The organism is Acinetobacter sp. Gutcm_16 (assembly GCF_028649355.1).
GTDB classification, from domain to species: Bacteria; Pseudomonadota; Gammaproteobacteria; order Pseudomonadales; family Moraxellaceae; genus Acinetobacter; species Acinetobacter johnsonii.
The window spans coordinates 179,813-197,610 of the sequence record NZ_JAQSUV010000018.1 but is presented as its reverse complement, the minus strand read 5'-3'; the positions used below and the strand labels follow the sequence as shown (position 1 = coordinate 197,610).

13 protein-coding genes are annotated in these 17,798 nt (G+C 43.5%); 6 read left to right on the top strand and 7 right to left on the bottom strand.

The window, feature by feature from the left end:
• The first annotated feature begins 19 nt into the window (after positions 1-19).
• On the top strand, positions 20-952 hold the full coding sequence (locus PTT44_RS03900; RefSeq protein WP_195728735.1) for an IS5-like element ISAha1 family transposase: 933 nt from the start codon (positions 20-22) through the stop codon (positions 950-952).
• A gap of 161 nt (positions 953-1,113) precedes the next feature.
• Here PTT44_RS03900 and gspE read toward each other — a convergent pair whose 3' ends face one another.
• Positions 1,114-2,601, bottom strand: a complete 1,488-nt coding sequence (gspE, locus tag PTT44_RS03895; protein WP_168157937.1) for a type II secretion system ATPase GspE — start codon at positions 2,599-2,601, stop codon at positions 1,114-1,116.
• A 114-nt stretch (positions 2,602-2,715) separates the two neighbouring features.
• On the opposite strand from gspE, the gene PTT44_RS03890 reads away from it, so the two are divergent.
• Together PTT44_RS03890 and PTT44_RS03885 are read left to right on the top strand one after the other, a co-directional pair.
• Entirely contained in the window at positions 2,716-3,528 is an 813-nt protein-coding gene (locus tag PTT44_RS03890) for a hypothetical protein (RefSeq protein WP_017396988.1), read from the top strand.
• Between the two features lie 9 nt (positions 3,529-3,537).
• Positions 3,538-4,461 carry a mechanosensitive ion channel family protein gene (locus PTT44_RS03885; protein ID WP_004692251.1) on the top strand — a complete coding sequence of 308 codons (924 nt, stop codon included), beginning with the start codon at positions 3,538-3,540 and terminating at the stop codon, positions 4,459-4,461.
• A 49-nt stretch (positions 4,462-4,510) separates the two neighbouring features.
• Here the strand turns inward: PTT44_RS03885 and PTT44_RS03880 are convergent, their stop codons facing one another.
• Complete coding sequence (locus tag PTT44_RS03880) at positions 4,511-7,207, bottom strand: DUF2339 domain-containing protein (protein WP_168157938.1); 2,697 nt, start codon at positions 7,205-7,207, stop codon at positions 4,511-4,513.
• Between the two features lie 162 nt (positions 7,208-7,369).
• Between PTT44_RS03880 and polA the strand changes: the two genes are divergently transcribed.
• The gene (gene polA, locus PTT44_RS03875) at positions 7,370-10,135 is read left to right on the top strand and encodes a DNA polymerase I (protein ID WP_168157939.1); all 2,766 of its coding nucleotides are present in this window, start codon (positions 7,370-7,372) and stop codon (positions 10,133-10,135) included.
• Positions 10,136-10,275: 140 nt separating this feature from the next.
• On the opposite strand, the gene PTT44_RS03870 is transcribed toward polA, so the two are convergent.
• Genes PTT44_RS03870 through ppx form a run of 5 tightly spaced genes read right to left on the bottom strand, consistent with a single transcriptional unit; the run spans position 10,276 to position 15,391 of the window.
• Positions 10,276-10,845, bottom strand: a complete 570-nt coding sequence (locus tag PTT44_RS03870; RefSeq protein ID WP_004979206.1) for a YggT family protein — start codon at positions 10,843-10,845, stop codon at positions 10,276-10,278.
• A 25-nt stretch (positions 10,846-10,870) separates the two neighbouring features.
• Complete coding sequence (gene proC / locus PTT44_RS03865) at positions 10,871-11,701, bottom strand: pyrroline-5-carboxylate reductase (protein WP_168157940.1); 831 nt, start codon at positions 11,699-11,701, stop codon at positions 10,871-10,873.
• A gap of 28 nt (positions 11,702-11,729) precedes the next feature.
• Complete coding sequence (tilS, locus tag PTT44_RS03860) at positions 11,730-13,076, bottom strand: tRNA lysidine(34) synthetase TilS (RefSeq protein ID WP_168157941.1); 1,347 nt, start codon at positions 13,074-13,076, stop codon at positions 11,730-11,732.
• The gene (locus PTT44_RS03855; protein ID WP_078388708.1) at positions 13,013-13,837 is read right to left on the bottom strand and encodes an acetyl-CoA carboxylase carboxyltransferase subunit alpha; all 825 of its coding nucleotides are present in this window, start codon (positions 13,835-13,837) and stop codon (positions 13,013-13,015) included. The genes tilS and PTT44_RS03855 overlap by 64 nt, the downstream gene beginning before the upstream one ends.
• A gap of 30 nt (positions 13,838-13,867) precedes the next feature.
• Positions 13,868-15,391 (bottom strand): exopolyphosphatase, encoded by a 1,524-nt coding sequence (gene ppx / locus PTT44_RS03850; protein ID WP_004692262.1) that lies wholly within the window; start codon positions 15,389-15,391, stop codon positions 13,868-13,870.
• A 263-nt stretch (positions 15,392-15,654) separates the two neighbouring features.
• Between ppx and trxA the strand changes: the two genes are divergently transcribed.
• Positions 15,655-15,981: a thioredoxin gene (gene trxA / locus PTT44_RS03845; RefSeq protein WP_004692264.1), complete on the top strand. Its 327-nt coding sequence runs from the start codon at positions 15,655-15,657 to the stop codon at positions 15,979-15,981.
• A gap of 330 nt (positions 15,982-16,311) precedes the next feature.
• A complete protein-coding gene (gene rho, locus PTT44_RS03840) occupies positions 16,312-17,580 on the top strand; it encodes a transcription termination factor Rho (RefSeq protein ID WP_004692266.1) in 1,269 nt (422 codons plus the stop codon).
• The last annotated feature ends 218 nt before the right edge of the window (positions 17,581-17,798 follow it).

The following is a 17,798-nucleotide window of genomic DNA, read 5'->3' as shown; positions in this document are numbered from 1 at the left end:
TCCACAATATAATTCTCAAATGAATAAGCCCACACCTAAAATCTATCGTACAACCAATTGGTCTTCTTATAACAGTGCATTAATAAATCGAGGAAATCTCTCAATTTGGTTTGATCCCAAGACTCAATGGTACGCTCAACCCAAAGGTAAACATGGTCGAAATCAAACTTATTCAGATACAGCCATCCAATGCTGTTTAATGATCAAATCCTTATTTCATCTTTCTTTACGCATGGTCACTGGCTTTGTGCAAAGTCTCATTCATCTTTGTAGATTAGATTGGACAGCACCAGACTATTCCACCATCTGCAGAAGACAAAAGCATATTGATATTGCAATTAACTATCAAAAAAGCAGTAATGGCCTCCAGCTACTCGTCGATTCTACTGGCTTAAAGTTTCTAGGCGAAGGTGAATGGAAGCGTAAGAAACACCAACCTGAATATCGTCGCCAATGGCGTAAACTTCATATTGGTATAGATGCTGAAACCCTTCAAATACGCGCTATTCAACTCACTACAAATAATGTGAGTGATTCACAAGTGCTTGGTGATTTACTCGATCAGATTCCACAAGATGAGCAGATTGACTCTGTCTATACTGATGGGGCTTATGACACCAAGCAATGCCGTCAAGTAATTGCAGACCGACAAGCACATGCGGTGATTCCGCCAAGAAAAAATGCGAAACCTTGGAAAGATACAAAGACCAGCTCGCTAGAGCGAAATGAATTACTTCGAACAGTTAAACGTTTAGGAAGAACAATATGGAAAAATTGGTCAGGCTATCATCGCAGAAGTCTGATAGAAACCAAGATGCATTGCATCAAATTATTAGGCGATAAACTCCGTGCGAGAAACTTTCAAAGCCAAGTCAATGAGATTCATGCACGTGTGGCCGTATTAAATAAATTTACAGATTTAGGTCGACCTCACACCCAAGTTGCCACTTAAATTTAGATAACTTGGAAGAAGTTTAGCTTTTGAATGTTTGTGCAACAAAGCCTTTCCATTCTAAAAGCAAAATGGACGCTGCCATACAAACACATCAGGTAATTTCAGGATAATACAACTACACGCATCACCCGTATCCACTACTCAGTATTCGACTGATATTATTCAGCAGCTTCATTGGTCACACGTAATACTTCTTCCAGTGTGGTTTTCCCCGCCAACACTTTACGTAAACCATCATCACGAATAGAGCCTGAGTATTGTCGTGCATAACTTTCTAATTCATATTCAGCGGCATTGCCATGAACTAAACGGCGCATCTGATCATCCACAGCAACAATTTCATAAATTGCCGTCCTCCCCGTAAAACCCGTATGTGAACAACGTTCACAGCCATTCGGCTGAGGTAACTGAAGTTCTGATTTTGGGTTCAAATGCTGAAACAGTTGTGTTTCAAAAGTATCGGCTTCATGCCAAATGGAACAATGGCTACATAAGGTTCGCACTAAACGCTGTGCAATGACACCAATCAAAGAACTCGACAGTAAAAATGGCTCAATGCCCATGTCTTTTAAACGAGTGACCGCACCAATGGCCGTATTGGTATGCAGTGTAGATAAAACCAAATGCCCTGTGAGCGATGCTTGTACCGCAATTTCAGCCGTTTCCAAGTCACGTATTTCACCCACCATGACTACATCTGGGTCTTGACGCAGCATGGCCTTTAAGGCTCTCGCAAAAGTCATATCGACTTTGGTGTTGACTTGTGTCTGTCCAATCCCTTCCAGTTGATATTCAATCGGGTCTTCTGCGGTCAAAATATTTTTCGAACCATCATTAAGGTCTGAAAGCGCCGCATAAAGCGTTGTGGTTTTTCCCGAACCTGTCGGCCCTGTGACCAAAATAATGCCGTGTGGTCGATGCACCAATTGAGTCAAGCGTTCATAGTCAGGTTTCAATAAGCCCAAATGGGTCATGTTCAAACGACCTGCTTGTTTATCTAATAAACGCATCACCACACGTTCGCCATGTGATGATGGCAAAGTCGAAACACGCACATCGACTTCGCGCCCTGCTAAACGCAGTGAAATACGCCCATCTTGCGGAATCCGTTTTTCTGCAATATCCAATTTTGCCATGACTTTAATACGAGACACCAACAACGGTGCTAGTTCACGGCGTGGCTGCACAATTTCACGTAATTGCCCATCGACACGTAAACGCACCGATAGTTTCTTTTCAAAGGCTTCAATATGAATATCGGATGCGCCAACACGGATGGCTTCAGACAATAACGCATTAATCAAACGAACAATTGGAGCATCATCTTCTTGATCCATCAGATCTTCAGCTTCAGGCACTTGGTCAGCTAAACTGAGTAAATCGGGATGATCTTCTAAACCTGCGGCCACTTGTTGTGATTCGCCACTGTCCCCTGCATAGCTACTGCTTAAAAGCTGGTGAAATTCTTCATCACTACACAGTTGATGTTGTGCTGCCACACCTAAAAAACGACGTGCCTCTTGCAAAGCCAACAACGGCGTACTTTCACGGCGCACAATAAAGGCTTGATCGCCTTCGTAACGCAACAGCACGCCATGACGCTTCGCAAAACTATAGGGAATTTGTAATTGTTTAAGCACTTGCATCTTAAAATTATAATAATGATGAAAAATATTATTTTGAGTGTACTCTAAGCATATGACAGCGTGAAGTCTGTTTTTCACTGATTTGCAATATAAGGAAATGTGCTGTTGCCTAATATGAATGAACTGTTTGAATCGGATAGCCCCAATTTAAAATGGTGGGGGGAATACAACTTTGAGTTGAATCAAGCTCGTGCGTGGCAGTTCGGCTCATTACTTTTTCGCCTCACCCGCGGTCTACAAGAATGGCGTTTAGAGTTTCATCGTCCTCAAGTTCAGTATGACTATGAGCAAAAATGGCATGCGATAGAAGACCCACATTTCGCCTTTCCGCAACCCGTTGAAATTAAACGCTACATGTTTAAAAACACTCACCATACGATTCAACTGATGCCACGTTTGGCCGATCGTTCAGTGGTGATTAAACCTGTCGATCCGATTTATATTCCAGCCGGTCAGCGCGGGACGCTGTATATCAGCACCCCATTATGGATTTCGGGTTTTATTGAAGGTCAGCGCGATCCCCTATTTGATATTCCTGTGATTTTACCCAAAGAAACTTGGTTTGGGCCAAACCACCGTACAGGTGAAATTGCCTACGCTACGGCTGTCGATGGTCGAACTGAATTGCATCAACTCAAACCACGTGCATTTCGTGCAGTGACTCCCATTGAGTTCCACAATACCAGCCATTTACAACTGCGTTTTGACCGCATGAACGTGCCTGTTTCAGCCCTGCCTTTATTTTATAGTGAAAGTACGGATCGACTTTGGACATCACAAATTAAAGTCTTGCATGAAGGTGCCGATCGGCCACCGAGAATCCGTATCGAAAATCGTACGCCTCCGCATGCAGGCAAAGTGATTTATGTGCATCCACCTCGCTCTTCGGCGAGTGCGTTATTTAATATGTTTGATTCATTCTTCTAAGGGGGAAATATGCCAAACTCAAATATTCCCCAAGAAATTACCAGTAGCCTAAAAGGCATTTTTACCAACATCAACACAGAACGATTAACAGAGATCTTAATTGCCTTAGTGCTGTGTTTTGTTGGGTTTCTCTTGGCACGTCTGGTTTCAAATACCTTTATCCGAACCATTGGAACCAAGTTTAACGCCCACCAACGGCTGGTCTGGCGTCGTGGTATTTTTTACTTTATTTTCCTAATTTTTGTGATGGCCAGCCTCAAAGAAGCTGGTTTTAAACTGAGTGTATTTTTAGGCGCCGCAGGTATTTTGACGGTTGCTTTGGGTTTTGCCTCACAAACCTCAGCATCCAACTTAATTAGTGGATTGTTCCTGATTGGTGAAGGTTCTTTTGAAATTGGCGACACCATTTCAATCACCCTTATTCGTGGCAATACCATTGAAGGTGAAGTCATTTCAATTGACCTCCTCTCGGTTAAGTTACTCACTCAGGACAACATTTATGTACGACTGCCGAATGAACAACTGATTCGAGCGCCTGTTCATAACCTCTCTAAGTTCCCAATAAGGCGTATTCCCATCACCCTAGCGATCAACTTTCATGAGAACATCATTAAAGTACGTGAAGTGCTGATTGATGTCGCCAATAAATATCCTTTGGTGCTTGCAGACCCGAAACCTGCCGTCACCGTCACCGCCTTTCGCGAGTCTTCGATTGAATTATTGTTTGCCGTGTGGTGTCAGCAAGAACACTTTTTGCAAGTACGTGATGAAATGCAGGAACGTATTCGCAATGGTTTCTTAGATAACCAAATCGAAATTCCTGTGCCAAAAATGGGTTTTGTCGATCATCCGCTTTCACGTCCATTATCCAATGAAGAAATTGATCAATATGCCAATGCACAAGCCTTGAAACGAGAACCGAATATCAAATAAATTGCCTCAGCTCCTTATGATCCCTGTAGGCATAAGGAGCTGAACTTGTTTAATTGGTCTTTTCATCAAGTTCAGGCATCGGTGCAATATACGCAATCACCAACATCACCAAACCTGCACCTAAAAATGAAATCACGCGGGTGAGTGTCCCTATATGAGATAAGTCAAACAAGACCAATTTCAGTGTCACCAAGACCAAAATACAGCCGCCGAAAATCCACAATGAACGCAAGTTTCGTTTGGTTGCCGTCAGCATGCAAAAGAAGGCCAAACTGACCCAAAGCAAAGTAAAGCTCAGTTGCACCAAGGCGTTTTCCCACATTTCCCAGTCATTATAGGGTGTTAGGAAGTAGACATGCAGCGCACGTAGCACCACATAACTACTGAGCCAGAGTAGACTCGACATCATCAAAATGGCACCCAGGCTTTTCTCCAAACCCGCTTTCATTTGCAAATTCAGCATCCAAATAAAACCGATCAGCATCGCAATACTAACTAAGTCGAATGGATTGAAAATGGGTAACCAGTACCCTGCAAAAGCTTGTTGGCTAAAGATCTGAGAACACACGATCCAAAACAACATGAGCACTAAGGTATTGCGTGCTTGCCAAAACTGTCTCCATCGCGTTTGAGTCGATTGTGTGTAGCACCATGCAGCAAAGGCCAGCGGTAAAATGACCATGCTTAAATACGGCATACTTGGAATGAGGGTTAAGCTGGTCAGCGCTAAACTCAGTAAAGCACCCAAACTCACCCACTCCTGCTCATCCTCTACGCCCTGTAACGGGCGAAGCCACAGCAACGTGAGTAATCCACTCGTTAAAGCAAACAATAGGCGATCTAAACCAGTCGACCACATAATGATGCCATCATGGCTCAAGCCCACCAAGAAAATAAAGGCAACTGCATACAGCGGAATCAGGCCAATCCATTTGGGTAATAGCCATGACCAACTGGCTTTACGGTAGAGCAACCATTCATTCAGTACTGTATATAAAAGCATGATGATCAGCAGCGCCATCGTCACCTGACTTTTACTGTCGATTTCATCCAAAAGTAAAATAAACAACATGCTGGTTGCTGAAAGCAGTTGTAAGCAAAAAAAGGCAATGGTGGCAAAAGACAACTGTTGTCTAAAGCGCTCTACACTGTTGGCAACGGCAACCACAGCAAAATAACTCAGACACAGCGCCCAATAGACTTCCGTTGGAAAACGATTGAGCTCCACCACATAGTACAGGCTTGAGAGCCCTGCCACGGCCAGTAAGCCCATCGCCAAATAACGACTCAGTGCAGAATTTCGATATAAGGCATAGATAAAGATCAGTGCACCCTCAACACTCCACCCCACCACACCCCATTGATCAGGCAGTAAAATAGGGGGAATCAGCGCCAAGAAGACCAAAGTCAAACTGAGATAACTTTGCGCAATCAGATCAACGCTATGGGCTCTTTTTAGCAGTTGATAAAGCATGGCATAGAGCGCTGCAAAGCCTAGACTAAAGCCTGCCTGCCAAGTCGTTTCCTCAAAATACATCACATACAAAAAAGCAAAAGCAACAATGGGGGCAGCAAAAATCAAAGCCACATCCAAGATCGGTTTCAACTTAAACTGCGTTAAATCCTCACGCGCCAAAAGTTGGCTATAACGAAAACTCAACCAAATAAAGACCGCACTATGTGCCAAAACCAACACGGCCAGCATGTCTCGCTCAGGCGCTTTACCCTGATAAAAGGCATAAGCGCCGCCTACGACCACAGTCATTAAAAAAGCAATTTCGTTGAGGATTTTCCACGGTCTGAACGTGCTTAAAACCGCGACTGCAATATTGATGACCAAATAATAGGCTACCAACTCTATCGCAGTAGCATTCCGTACAGGCAAAGTAAAAGGCGCCAAATAAGCAATGATCATCGCCATCAACGCCAGCTCAATCGACTGTTGTTTTAAACTGAGCCAAAGTGTAACCGCCATCACCATCACGAAGCACAGGCTTGCAATCGCTAAACTTGCAATCACACCGTTGTAGTAAGCAAAAAACAAAGTCAAAAATAAGCCTGACAGTCCAAGCGCTTCCAAAGCCAAAGCAAAACTGCGGTTTTTGTGCCGAAGCACATAACCAAAGATCACAACGCCCACACTTACCGCAGCAACGAGGCTCAGCTTAACAGCGAGACTCAACTGCCAATGTTCGGTGGCAAAGCGTAATAATAAAATAAGCCCAATCAGTAGTATCACAATCGCAACTTTTAAGACAGGATTGCCCTGCCAAAGCCAGCGTTTCACTTGCTCACTGAGACTTAAATCATCTGTATTGTTTAGAGTAGTGGGTAAAGAGGGAGCGTTTTCAGATTCTGGGAATCGGTCAGATATCACCTGATGTGGCTGTGCTTGCACGGATAACAATAAATATTCTAGGCGACGCAACCAGCGAAAGAAAAAGAACAACCAACCACTGATACCCAATCCAATAAGTCCGCCCCATTGTCCCACCATGCCGATTAAAATAACAAAAGCGGCAAGGTAAAGCGGCACTTTTGACGTTGGCTGAAAAGCAATACCCCGTTGTTCTGCCAACCTCGCACTGGGGTGTTCAATGCTATCGATATAGTGCATGACACTCATGATCAAAGCGATTCCACACAATGCACTCAACAGCGGTACGGCCAGAAACCATGCTGCAATAGCAACAATCGTGAGCCCCATTAACCACATCATGCGAATTTCACGCTGTCCAGTTTGCATCCGTTCTCAATCTCATTTTCTCATCTTCAAATAATACATCAGCTTGTAGTACATCTTTAAGCGCATAACCGTAACCATCTATGCCAATCGGTACATCAATACACTTTGTTCTGCGTCAAAATCACGTACAATAAACGGGTTATTTGGATAAGGAATCTTGCAATGCCACCATTTGTCTTGGTCGATGGCTCATACTTTTTATTTCGTGCTTTTCATGCTTTGCCACCGCTCACCACGTCAACTGGCTTACATACCAATGCAATTCGTGGGGCAATTTCTGCCATCCAAAAACTGATGCGTCGTACCCAGCCAACACATATGGCAGTCATTTTTGATACACCAGAACCAACTTTTCGTCATGTGCTATCGCCGATTTATAAAGGTGACCGCCCAAGTATGCCTGAGGAGTTATCAGAGCAAATTCCGTACTTGCATGCCTTAATTCGTGCTTTGGGTATCCCCTTGTACATGCTCCCAGGTGCCGAAGCAGATGACATCATCGGGACATTGGCCAAACGTGCGGAAGCCGCGGGACAGCAAGTGCTGATTTCCACAGGCGATAAAGACATGGCACAGTTGGTGACCGATAAAGTCACTTTAGAAGACAGCTTTAAAGATAAGCCGATGGATGTAAATGGCGTGTTTGAAAAGTTTGGGGTGTGGCCAAACCAAATTATTGACTATCTGACTTTAATGGGCGATGCCTCTGACGGCATTATGGGTGTTCCGGGTGTCGGGGCTAAAACCGCAGCAAAACTATTAACAGAATATGGCTCGATTGGTGGCATTTTAGAAAATGTCGATAAAATTAAAGGCAAAGTCGGTCAAAACATCAAAGAACATGCCGATGGAATTGCTCTAGATCACCAATTGGCAAGTATTGTCTGTGACTTAGAGACAGGATTGACCTTTGACGATCTTAAACTCCAAGATCCGAATACCGAAGCCTTGCGTTCACTGTATACCGAGCTTGAATTCCGCCAGCAGTTACAATCGCTCGATCATCCAAACAATCCGAATAGCGCAACCTACAAACAAGCGACGCAACACATTGCCAAATCAGCGCAGTCTGAAACTGTCATCAATACAGAAGATCAGGCCGTTCAAAGCAGTGTCGATGACCAACTGGGTCAAGCGAATTACCATACTGTGCTCAGTGCAGAACAGTGGACTCAATTATTCAAACGTTTAAATACAGAAAAACGCTTTGCCTTTGATACCGAAACCACCAGTTTAGACTATCGCGTAGCGCAAATTGTTGGTTTCTCGGTCGCGTTCGATGCGCAAGATGCGTATTACGTTCCACTTGCGCATGATTATGAAAATGCACCTGCGCAGTTAGATCGTGAACAGATCTTGGCGCAAATTAAACCTATTTTAGAAGATGGGTCGGTTCAGAAAATCGGTCATCATTTGAAATACGATGCACATGTCTTAGAAAATCATGGCATTGAGCTAAAAGGCTGGTATTTCGATACCATGTTGGCATCTTATGTACTCAATGCTGTGGCGACTCGTCACGGGATGGATGATGTTTCACGCCTCTACCTCAGCCACTTAACCACCACTTTTGAACAGGTGGCGGGTAAAGGCGCAAAACAGAAAACCTTTAACCAAATTGAGATCGAAACCGCCGCACACTATGCGGCTGAAGATGCACACGTGACCTATCGCCTGTTTGAAGTGCTCGATGCCAAACTACAAAAGCATCCCGAACTGGTCAATATTTTGCACAATGTCGAAATGCCAGTTGCCCGCGTCCTGACCATCATGGAAGAAAACGGCATTGAGCTCGACTTAGGCTTCCTTGACCAACTCGGTGTTGAGTTTGCCAATACCATGGCCAATCTTGAAAGCCAAATTACCGAACTGGCAGGACAAAGTTTCAATGTCGGCTCGCCGAAGCAAGTCGGTGAAATTCTGTTTGATAAACTCGGACTTAAGGGCGGCAAAAAAACCGCAACGGGTCAGTACAGTACCTCTGAAAGTGTTTTAGAAAAGATTGACCACCCGATTACCGAGCTGATTTTGGACTATCGTGGATTATCCAAACTAAAAAGCACCTATACCGATGGCTTATTAAAACAAGCCAACAGTGATACCCATCGTGTGCATACCAGTTACCACCAAGCACTGACCGCAACTGGTCGTTTGTCTTCGACCGATCCCAACTTACAGAACATTCCTGTGCGCGAGGAAATTGGACGCCAAATTCGTAAAGCCTTTATTGCACCACAAGGTCGCGTGCTCTTGGCAGCCGATTATTCACAAATTGAACTGCGTTTAATGGCGCATTTCTCACAAGATGAAGCCTTGGTCGATGCTTTTAATCATGGACAAGATGTACACCGTCGTACAGCGGCTGAAGTCTTAGGGGTCGCACTTGAAGATGTCACCTCAGACCAACGTCGTCAGGCCAAAGCCGTCAACTTCGGTCTACTCTACGGCATGTCTGAGTTTGGCTTAACCCGTCAACTCGGTTTTAGCCGTGAAGAATCGCGTGGCTATATTGCAAAATACTTCCAACGTTATCCGGGCGTGCTCGACTATATGGAACGTACCCGCCAAATTGCACGTGAACAAGGTTTTGTCGAAACCATTTTAGGCCGTCGCTTGTATACGCCCGATATTATGGCAAGCAATAAAATGATCAAACAAGCGGCTGAACGTGCCGCAATTAATGCACCGCTGCAAGGTTCTGCTGCGGACATTATTAAAATGGCGATGATTGCTGTTGATCAAATGCTGCCTAAAGATCAAGCCAAAATGCTACTTCAAGTACACGATGAATTAGTCTTTGAAGTCGATGAAAGTATTGCAGATGAACTGGCTTCGAAACTGGCAGACGTGATGCAGTCCGTCTTGCAAATTTCTGTGCCATTGTTGGTTGAAGTCGGCAAAGGTCGAAACTGGGATGAAGCCCACTAAAACATTTGCGCCTTTCTCCTAGGAGAAAGGCTGGTATGGAGGTCATTTGCCTCCTAGAAGAAATATCAACGTCTTCACCTAAAAATTTCAACCACAAAAAAAGGACTCGCAATCGAGTCCTTTTTTTATTCGCTACAATCTTATAAACCAGTGAGCAGAACAATCGCCACTTCATTCATAATCATTTCAGCAATATACAGCGCCAAGAACGCTACGATTGGAGAAAGATCAATCATGCCCATATTGGGCAACAACCGGCGAAACGGTGCCAATAATGGTTCTGCAAGTTCTTGAATCACTTCGATATAAGGCGAGCGTGATTGCGTAAACATCACCACCCAACTTAAAATAATCGTTGCAAAAATCAGGTAACGACAGAAACGAATCAAGTCCTGAATCATGGTCACAAAAGTTAAAATGACCAAATGTACAGGACTATTCGGCATCGCTCCAGAGAGATACATGACGCCAAAAATTTTCAGTAAATACAATAAAACCAAAAGCACTAAAGCCGCTAAGTTAACGCGGCCTTTCGCTACATTTGGAAAAATACGACCAAACATATCCACAATTTTTGTGGCTTTTACGGTCGACATCACCACTGGGTTATAAAAGTTAACCGCTGCCAACTGCATGAGAAAGCGGAAGAACACCAGTAAAATTGCAACGTTAATAATGATGCCAAAAATTAGCGCAGAGTTTGCACCCATACTTGAACTTTCCTAAATAAAACGGTTATTTGCTACTTTCACTCAGCTCTTGAGCAAGTTCCTGACTGCGCTTTTGAGCAGCAGCCAATGCAGCTTGGATATTTTGTGAAATTTGTGCACGATCAAACACTTCAAGTGCCGCTTGGGTTGTGCCATTCGGCGAAGTGACATTTTTACGCAATTCAGCTGGTGTATTTGAGCTCGTGATTGCCATTTGTGCTGCACCCAAAGCAGTTTGCAACGTCAATGCCGTTGCCACTTTTTCATCTAGACCGAGGTTTTTACCTGCACGGATCATGCTTTCCATCATGTAGAAAAAATACGCAGGACCTGAACCAGACACCGCCGTCACAGCATCAATTTGCGCTTCCTCGCCTACCCATAAAGTCAAACCTGTCGCAGCAAGTACTTGACTCGCCAAATCACGGTCTTCTTTATTTACAGCCTCAGTGGCATATAAACCATGCGCACCTGTTTGTACTAAAGCAGGCGTATTTGGCATAACACGAACAATACGATTACTGCCAGCTAATGCAGCAATCGTGGCAATTTCAGCACCCGCAACAATCGAAATAATCAACTTACCGTCAAATAAACCGTTTAATGGCTTTAAAACATTGGCTAAAACTTGAGGTTTAACCGCTAAGACCACGACATCAGCTTCACGAATAGCAGATGCGTTGTCCTCAGTCACCACCAAGTCTTTTTCAGCCAATAAATGACGAACTTGTTCAACAGGATCAGAAACCGTAATGCGAGTTGAAGGTAAACCACGTGAAATCAAGCCACCAATGAGGGCTTGAGCCATGTTACCACCGCCGATAAAACAAATATTACGATTCAACACTGCGCTCATGATTATTTCTCTATCCTGAATTTTTTAACTAAGCGATTAAATTTGGTTGCCATCCACCCGCTTCACAATAAGCCGACTCGACCAACCAAAATCCTTTAGGCGTAAAAACACCAAGCATAACATTATCTATGCTTAATATTTGTATTGTATGACGTTGCCACGGAAAAATTTGTGCGCTCTGAATGGCTTTTTTCAACGGCCAAGCCCCAACACGCCCATACAAATGCAATTTTTCCCCACCTAAGCGCGGTTTTATCTGTAAAGGCTGCTCCAATAATGCAGAAGACAGTCCATATTTTTGTGTTTCAATCCGATATTGCCCTGAAGCCAATGCATAAGCTTGATCTAAACTAAAACGCTGCTCAATTGACTCAATCGTCTGGAATTGTTCCGCCAAATACTCTGCTTTACTGACACGAAAGAGCTGTTGTTGATAGCGCACATAATAATATTGGTTCCAGTGCAATGCGGCTTGGGCATCCACTTTGGATTCAATCACTTCATCAAACAAGCGTTGCACCATATCAAAAGCGGGGCGATATAAATCCTCACCTTTCATCCAAGCGGACAACAACTGTCGCTGTCTCGGTGCAGATAATTGACGAAATGGGGTTAAATTTAAAACCGCAGCATTCCCGCAACTGGCCCAATCTTGTGTCAACACATCAGCCAAAATCGTTTCGGCATCTTGCATCAAATAACTGGTGCGTGCCAAAGCTTGCTGCATTTTCGGAAAGCGTTTTTCTAAGATTGGCCACAATTCAGCTCGGCACCATGCCCGATCATAACTGGTATCAAAATTGGTTTGGTCTTGAATATTTCTTAGCTGCATCTCAGCGGCCCACAGCTCAATTTGCTGTCTGGACAAAGCCAATAGAGGGCGCCAAATTGTAAATTTCTCTCGTATATCGATGCTTTGCATGGCAGCAAGTCCATGAATCCCCGCACCAGAGAGTAATCGGAGTAAAACGGTTTCGGCTTGATCTTGTTGATGATGGGCGAGAACTAAAATTTCATTGGCAAGAAGATGCTTCTGAAAGGCCGCATAACGTGCACTACGCGCTTGGCTTTCTACATTGCCTGTATCAACATCCACCGCTTGAATCACACATGGGACATCCAAGACATAGCATTGTTCTTGAACAAAGCTGCCCCACTGCGGACTGACATCCTGCAATTGATGATCAATATAGATAGCGCGAATGCGCTTGGGAAATAAATGAGACATCAAATGGAGTAGCAGCATGGAATCCATGCCACCACTACATCCGATTAAAAAATGAGGCTGTTCAGGCGTATCCTGAAACTCAGTTAAGACACTAGCCCTAAATTGTCGCTGCCAAACTTCATTAAACGTTGGTAACGTGCTTCGCATCGTTCATTCGCATCCATTGGTTGCAACTCAGCCAATGCATCTTTTAAAACGGTTTTTAAAGCATGCATGACTTGTTCTGGGTTGAGATGAGCGCCTTCACCTTCATCGACCACATATTCAACAATACCAATTTTCTGTAATTTTTCAGCAGTCAAGGCCAAAGCTTCGCTGGCTTGCTCTGCTTTTTCAGCTGTTTTCCATAAAATAGATGCACAGCCTTCAGGCGAAATGACCGAATAAATACTATGGGATAACATCACCACACGGTCAGCCACACCAATACCCAGTGCACCACCTGAACCGCCTTCACCGAGTACGGTTGCAATGACAGGCACTTTCAAGCTTGAAAGTTGTGCCAAAGACGTTGCAATTGCTTCAGCCTGACCACGTTCTTCTGCACCCACACCTGGATATGCACCCATGGTGTCAATAAAGGTAAAGACGGGTAGATTAAAACGTTCAGCCATATCGAGTAAACGTTGTGATTTACGGTAACCTTCTGGGTTACTCATACCAAAGTTATGTTGTAACTTTTCACGCGTACTACGACCACGGTGTTGACCCACAATCATGACTGGCTGACCATCAAAGCGAGCTAATCCACCGATCATTGCACCATCATCACCAAATAAGCGATCACCATGCAAAGCATCAAATTCGGTAAAAATTTCACTCACATAATCTAAAAATTGCGGACGCTCAGGATGACGTGCAATTTGAACCGTCGTCCATGCTTTGGATTGCGCAGCTTTATTCTTCATAGCTCAACCATAAATCCCTAATTGACCAATTTATTCATCGACAAATTGTTCTGATTGGATATCCAGCTCAACATCCCAATGCTTAAATTGCGCTTGCTCATCATGCAAGTCTGCAACCAACAAAGGCCATTGCGCGGCATTACCAGAAACACTCAGCTGCCATTGTTGCGCATTGCCTACTGTTAATTCAATGGCAGGAAGCATCTGATCGCTACGACTATGATTGAGTAAAACAGCAAGGCGAAGTAATAAACACAGATAGACTAATTTGTTGCCGCCAACCTTCATCACATCGACACGCGCGTCACTGCGCAGCTTACGACGGTGATGGGCCACCAAATGCGACAGATGGTTTTGATCGATTTGCGAGAAACCCGCAATGTCAGAATGTTGCAATAAATATGCACCATGACGATGGTAGCCCGCATGACTAATCGCTAAACCAATTTCATGCAGATAAGCTGCACGACGCAGTAAATCACTGTCTTCTGTGGTTAATTTGAGTGAATCCGCCACACCATCAAACAAATGCTGAGCCATGTTCACGACCCGTTCAGCTTGTTTTGGATCGGCGTTATAACGGCCCATTAACGCTTGTACAGAACGATCTCGAATATCCTCATGTTGAAAACGTCCCAGCAAGTCATACATCACTCCTTCGCGTAGGGCACCATCTGAATACACCAGTTTATCCAGTTCAAGTACATCAAAAATGGCATACAAAATAGCGATTCCGGCTGGCAAAACTGCTCGACGGTCTTCTTTTAGGCCATCAAATTCCATCTCAGCGACATGTTTATATTTGAGCAATTTTTCTTTAAGCTTATCTAAACCGTCACGGGTGAGTTCTTCTTTTTCATTACTCCAACCCATATTCACGGTAATTTGACGACACGCTTTGATGGTTCCACTCGAACCGACCACCGTATCCCAACCCGCTTCTTTATAGGTATTAGCAATACCAGAAAGTTCCTTACGTGCTGCAACCACGGCTTTATCAAAACTTTTTTGGTTAATTTCACCATCAACAAAGAAAGCTTTGGTAAATGCTACACAGCCCATTTGTAAAGATTCGGTATGAATGGGCTCAAATTCTTCACCAATAATCAGCTCTGTTGACCCCCCACCGATATCAATCACAAGGCGGCGCCCACTGTTTACCATGGTATGCGATACACCCAAATAAATCAGACGAGCCTCTTCACGACCTGCAATAATTTCGATGTGCTTCGGCAAAATTTCTGCCGCTTTTTGAATAAATTCATGTCCATTTTTGGCTTGGCGTAGCGCATTGGTCGCCACAATTCTTAAACGATTCGGCTGAACCGAACCTAAGCGTCCGACAAAGCGAGATAAACAGGCCAAACCGCGCTGCTGTGCGGCTTCTGTTAAGTTTTTATTTTCATCTAAACCCGCGGCTAACTGTACTTTTTCTGACATTGACGCAACTTTTTTCACTTCGCCATGGTCCACTCGCGCAATCGCTAAGTGGAAGCTGTTCGACCCCATATCGATGGCAGCAAGTAACTCTTCATCAATCAAAAAATCAGACATGATTTAATATAAACCTATACAGAATTGTGCTTAGATTAATTCACCTCCATGCAATTTAAAAGCCATTTGTGGTCAGAAATTGACGAGCTTTTAAAATTTCGGCATATATGACAATTGTGTTACACGATCAGTAACATCGTGAGCTTCAATTAGACAAATTCAAACTAAAGGTTGAAAATTTAGTAATCCATCTACTCAGTGATAGCAGGCTATGACATACTATTAGCCATAAAACTATCCAAAAATTGAAACTGGAGCTATCCATGTCTGGCAATATCGTAAATACAACTGATACAAACTTCGACGCTGATGTACTTCAATCAGACGTTCCTGTGCTTGTTGACTTCTGGGCAGGCTGGTGCGCGCCATGTAAAGCAATTGCACCTGTATTAGAAGTATTGGCGAACGAATACGAAGGTAAAGTGAAAATTGTTAAAGTTGACGTGACTTCTTGCGAAGCAACGGCTGTGAACTATAACATCCGTAACATTCCTGCATTACTCATGTTCAAAAATGGTGAAGTTGTTGCTCAACAAGTGGGCGCTGCACCAAAATCGAAATTGACTGCTTTCATTGAAGAAAACATTTAAGCATCCGTTTAGATTGAAAATGAAATACGCTGTCTAAACAACAGCGTATTTTTTTCGGCTATAAATTGACAAGTCTGACTTTCTCTCTTATATTGCATGATCAAGAGATAAAGGATTATTCAATCCTGTCATTTTCTTAAAAGACACAACACATAAGATCGCCGCTCGGCAATACAAATTGTTTTGACACGTTTCTCTTCAAACAATGAATCAGTCCTCTGAATTGTTATAGTTCAAATACAATTGCGTTACTTCATTGCATGTCTGCGGCTAAATGTTGCTTCCTTTTCATCCTGTAATTTAGAATTTTTGATTCTTATCTGACCTCCTATGAATTTAACCGAACTCAAGAAAAAACCGATTGGCGAACTCATCAAAATTGCTGAATTTATGGGCCTCGAAGGAATGGCTCGTAACCGTAAGCAAGACATTATTTTTGCCATCTTAAAGCGCCATGCGATGAATGGCGAAGAGATCTTTGGTGATGGCGTTTTGGAAATTCTGTCAGATGGCTTCGGCTTCTTACGCTCTGCAGCCGGTTCTTACCTTGCAGGCCCAGATGACATTTATGTTAGCCCATCTCAAATTCGTCGTTTCAATCTACGTACTGGTGACACCATTACGGGAACCATTCGCCCACCCAAAGAAGGCGAACGTTATTTTGCACTGTTAAAAGTGAACCAAATTAACTACGACACGCCAGAAAACTCACGCAACAAAATCTTGTTTGAAAACTTAACACCTCTTTTCCCAACCGAACAATTGGTGATGGAACTTGGTAACGGGACGACAGAAGATTTAACTGCACGTGTAGTTGACTTGGTTGCACCTATCGGTAAAGGCCAACGTTCAATTATCGTAGCACCGCCAAAAGCGGGTAAAACCATGTTGTTACAAAACATCGCTCAGTCGATCGTGCGTAACAACCCTGAGTGTTTCCTGATCGTTCTTCTCATTGACGAACGCCCTGAAGAAGTGACCGAAATGGAACGTACTGTTCGTGGTGAAGTCATTGCGTCAACGTTTGATGAATCTCCTGCTCGTCACGTTCAAGTGGCTGAAATGGTGATTGAAAAAGCAAAACGTTTAGTTGAGCACAAGAAAGACGTTGTGATTCTGCTCGACTCCATTACCCGTTTAGCACGTGCTTATAACACGGTTGTGCCTTCATCTGGTAAGGTTTTAACTGGTGGTGTGGATGCACATGCGCTGGAACGCCCTAAGCGTTTCTTCGGTGCAGCACGTAATATTGAAGAAGGTGGCTCACTAACCATCATTTCTACAGCTCTGATTGAAACAGGCAGTAAAATGGATGAAGTGATCTACGAAGAATTTAAAGGTACTGGTAACCAAGAAATTACACTGGATCGCCGTATTGCAGAAAAACGTGTCTTCCCTGCGATGAATATCAAAAAGTCTGGCACCCGTCGCGAAGAGCGTCTAATGTCTGAAGACAATCTACGTAAGGTTTGGATTTTACGTAAACTACTTCATACCCAAGATGAACTTGCAGCAATGGAGTTCTTACTTGATCGTATGAAAGAAACTAAAACCAACGATGATTTCTTTGATCAAATGAAGCGTAAAGCAACCAGTTGATCCGACCTGCTTCACCTAAAAAGGCTGTCTTAACGACAGCCTTTTTATTTGGTTGACTTAGCTTACACAAAGCAACATTTCATCCGATTCTCTGTAAACTTATTTGCAAGTTTTTGATAAACAAAAATTTGAAATAAAAAACCTTCATCTTTTTAAATGTTTATTCAGCACTTCTCCAATACAAACCTCATCATTGATTGTTATTTTCTGTTAAAAAA

What these genes read in the sequence shown, in the direction of transcription:
- PTT44_RS03855 (WP_078388708.1), bottom strand. Translation starts at nt 13,837, where the DNA reads ATGAAGAATAAAGCTGCGCAATCCAAAGCATGGACGACGGTTCAAATT.
- gspE (WP_168157937.1), bottom strand. Translation starts at nt 2,601, where the DNA reads ATGCAAGTGCTTAAACAATTACAAATTCCCTATAGTTTTGCGAAGCGT.
- PTT44_RS03885 (WP_004692251.1), top strand. Translation starts at nt 3,538, where the DNA reads ATGCCAAACTCAAATATTCCCCAAGAAATTACCAGTAGCCTAAAAGGC.
- trxA (WP_004692264.1), top strand. Translation starts at nt 15,655, where the DNA reads ATGTCTGGCAATATCGTAAATACAACTGATACAAACTTCGACGCTGAT.
- PTT44_RS03880 (WP_168157938.1), bottom strand. Translation starts at nt 7,207, where the DNA reads ATGCAAACTGGACAGCGTGAAATTCGCATGATGTGGTTAATGGGGCTC.
- PTT44_RS03890 (WP_017396988.1), top strand. Translation starts at nt 2,716, where the DNA reads ATGAATGAACTGTTTGAATCGGATAGCCCCAATTTAAAATGGTGGGGG.
- proC (WP_168157940.1), bottom strand. Translation starts at nt 11,701, where the DNA reads ATGAGCGCAGTGTTGAATCGTAATATTTGTTTTATCGGCGGTGGTAAC.
- PTT44_RS03900 (WP_195728735.1), top strand. Translation starts at nt 20, where the DNA reads ATGAATAAGCCCACACCTAAAATCTATCGTACAACCAATTGGTCTTCT.
- tilS (WP_168157941.1), bottom strand. Translation starts at nt 13,076, where the DNA reads ATGCGAAGCACGTTACCAACGTTTAATGAAGTTTGGCAGCGACAATTT.
- rho (WP_004692266.1), top strand. Translation starts at nt 16,312, where the DNA reads ATGAATTTAACCGAACTCAAGAAAAAACCGATTGGCGAACTCATCAAA.
- polA (WP_168157939.1), top strand. Translation starts at nt 7,370, where the DNA reads ATGCCACCATTTGTCTTGGTCGATGGCTCATACTTTTTATTTCGTGCT.
- ppx (WP_004692262.1), bottom strand. Translation starts at nt 15,391, where the DNA reads ATGTCTGATTTTTTGATTGATGAAGAGTTACTTGCTGCCATCGATATG.
- PTT44_RS03870 (WP_004979206.1), bottom strand. Translation starts at nt 10,845, where the DNA reads ATGGGTGCAAACTCTGCGCTAATTTTTGGCATCATTATTAACGTTGCA.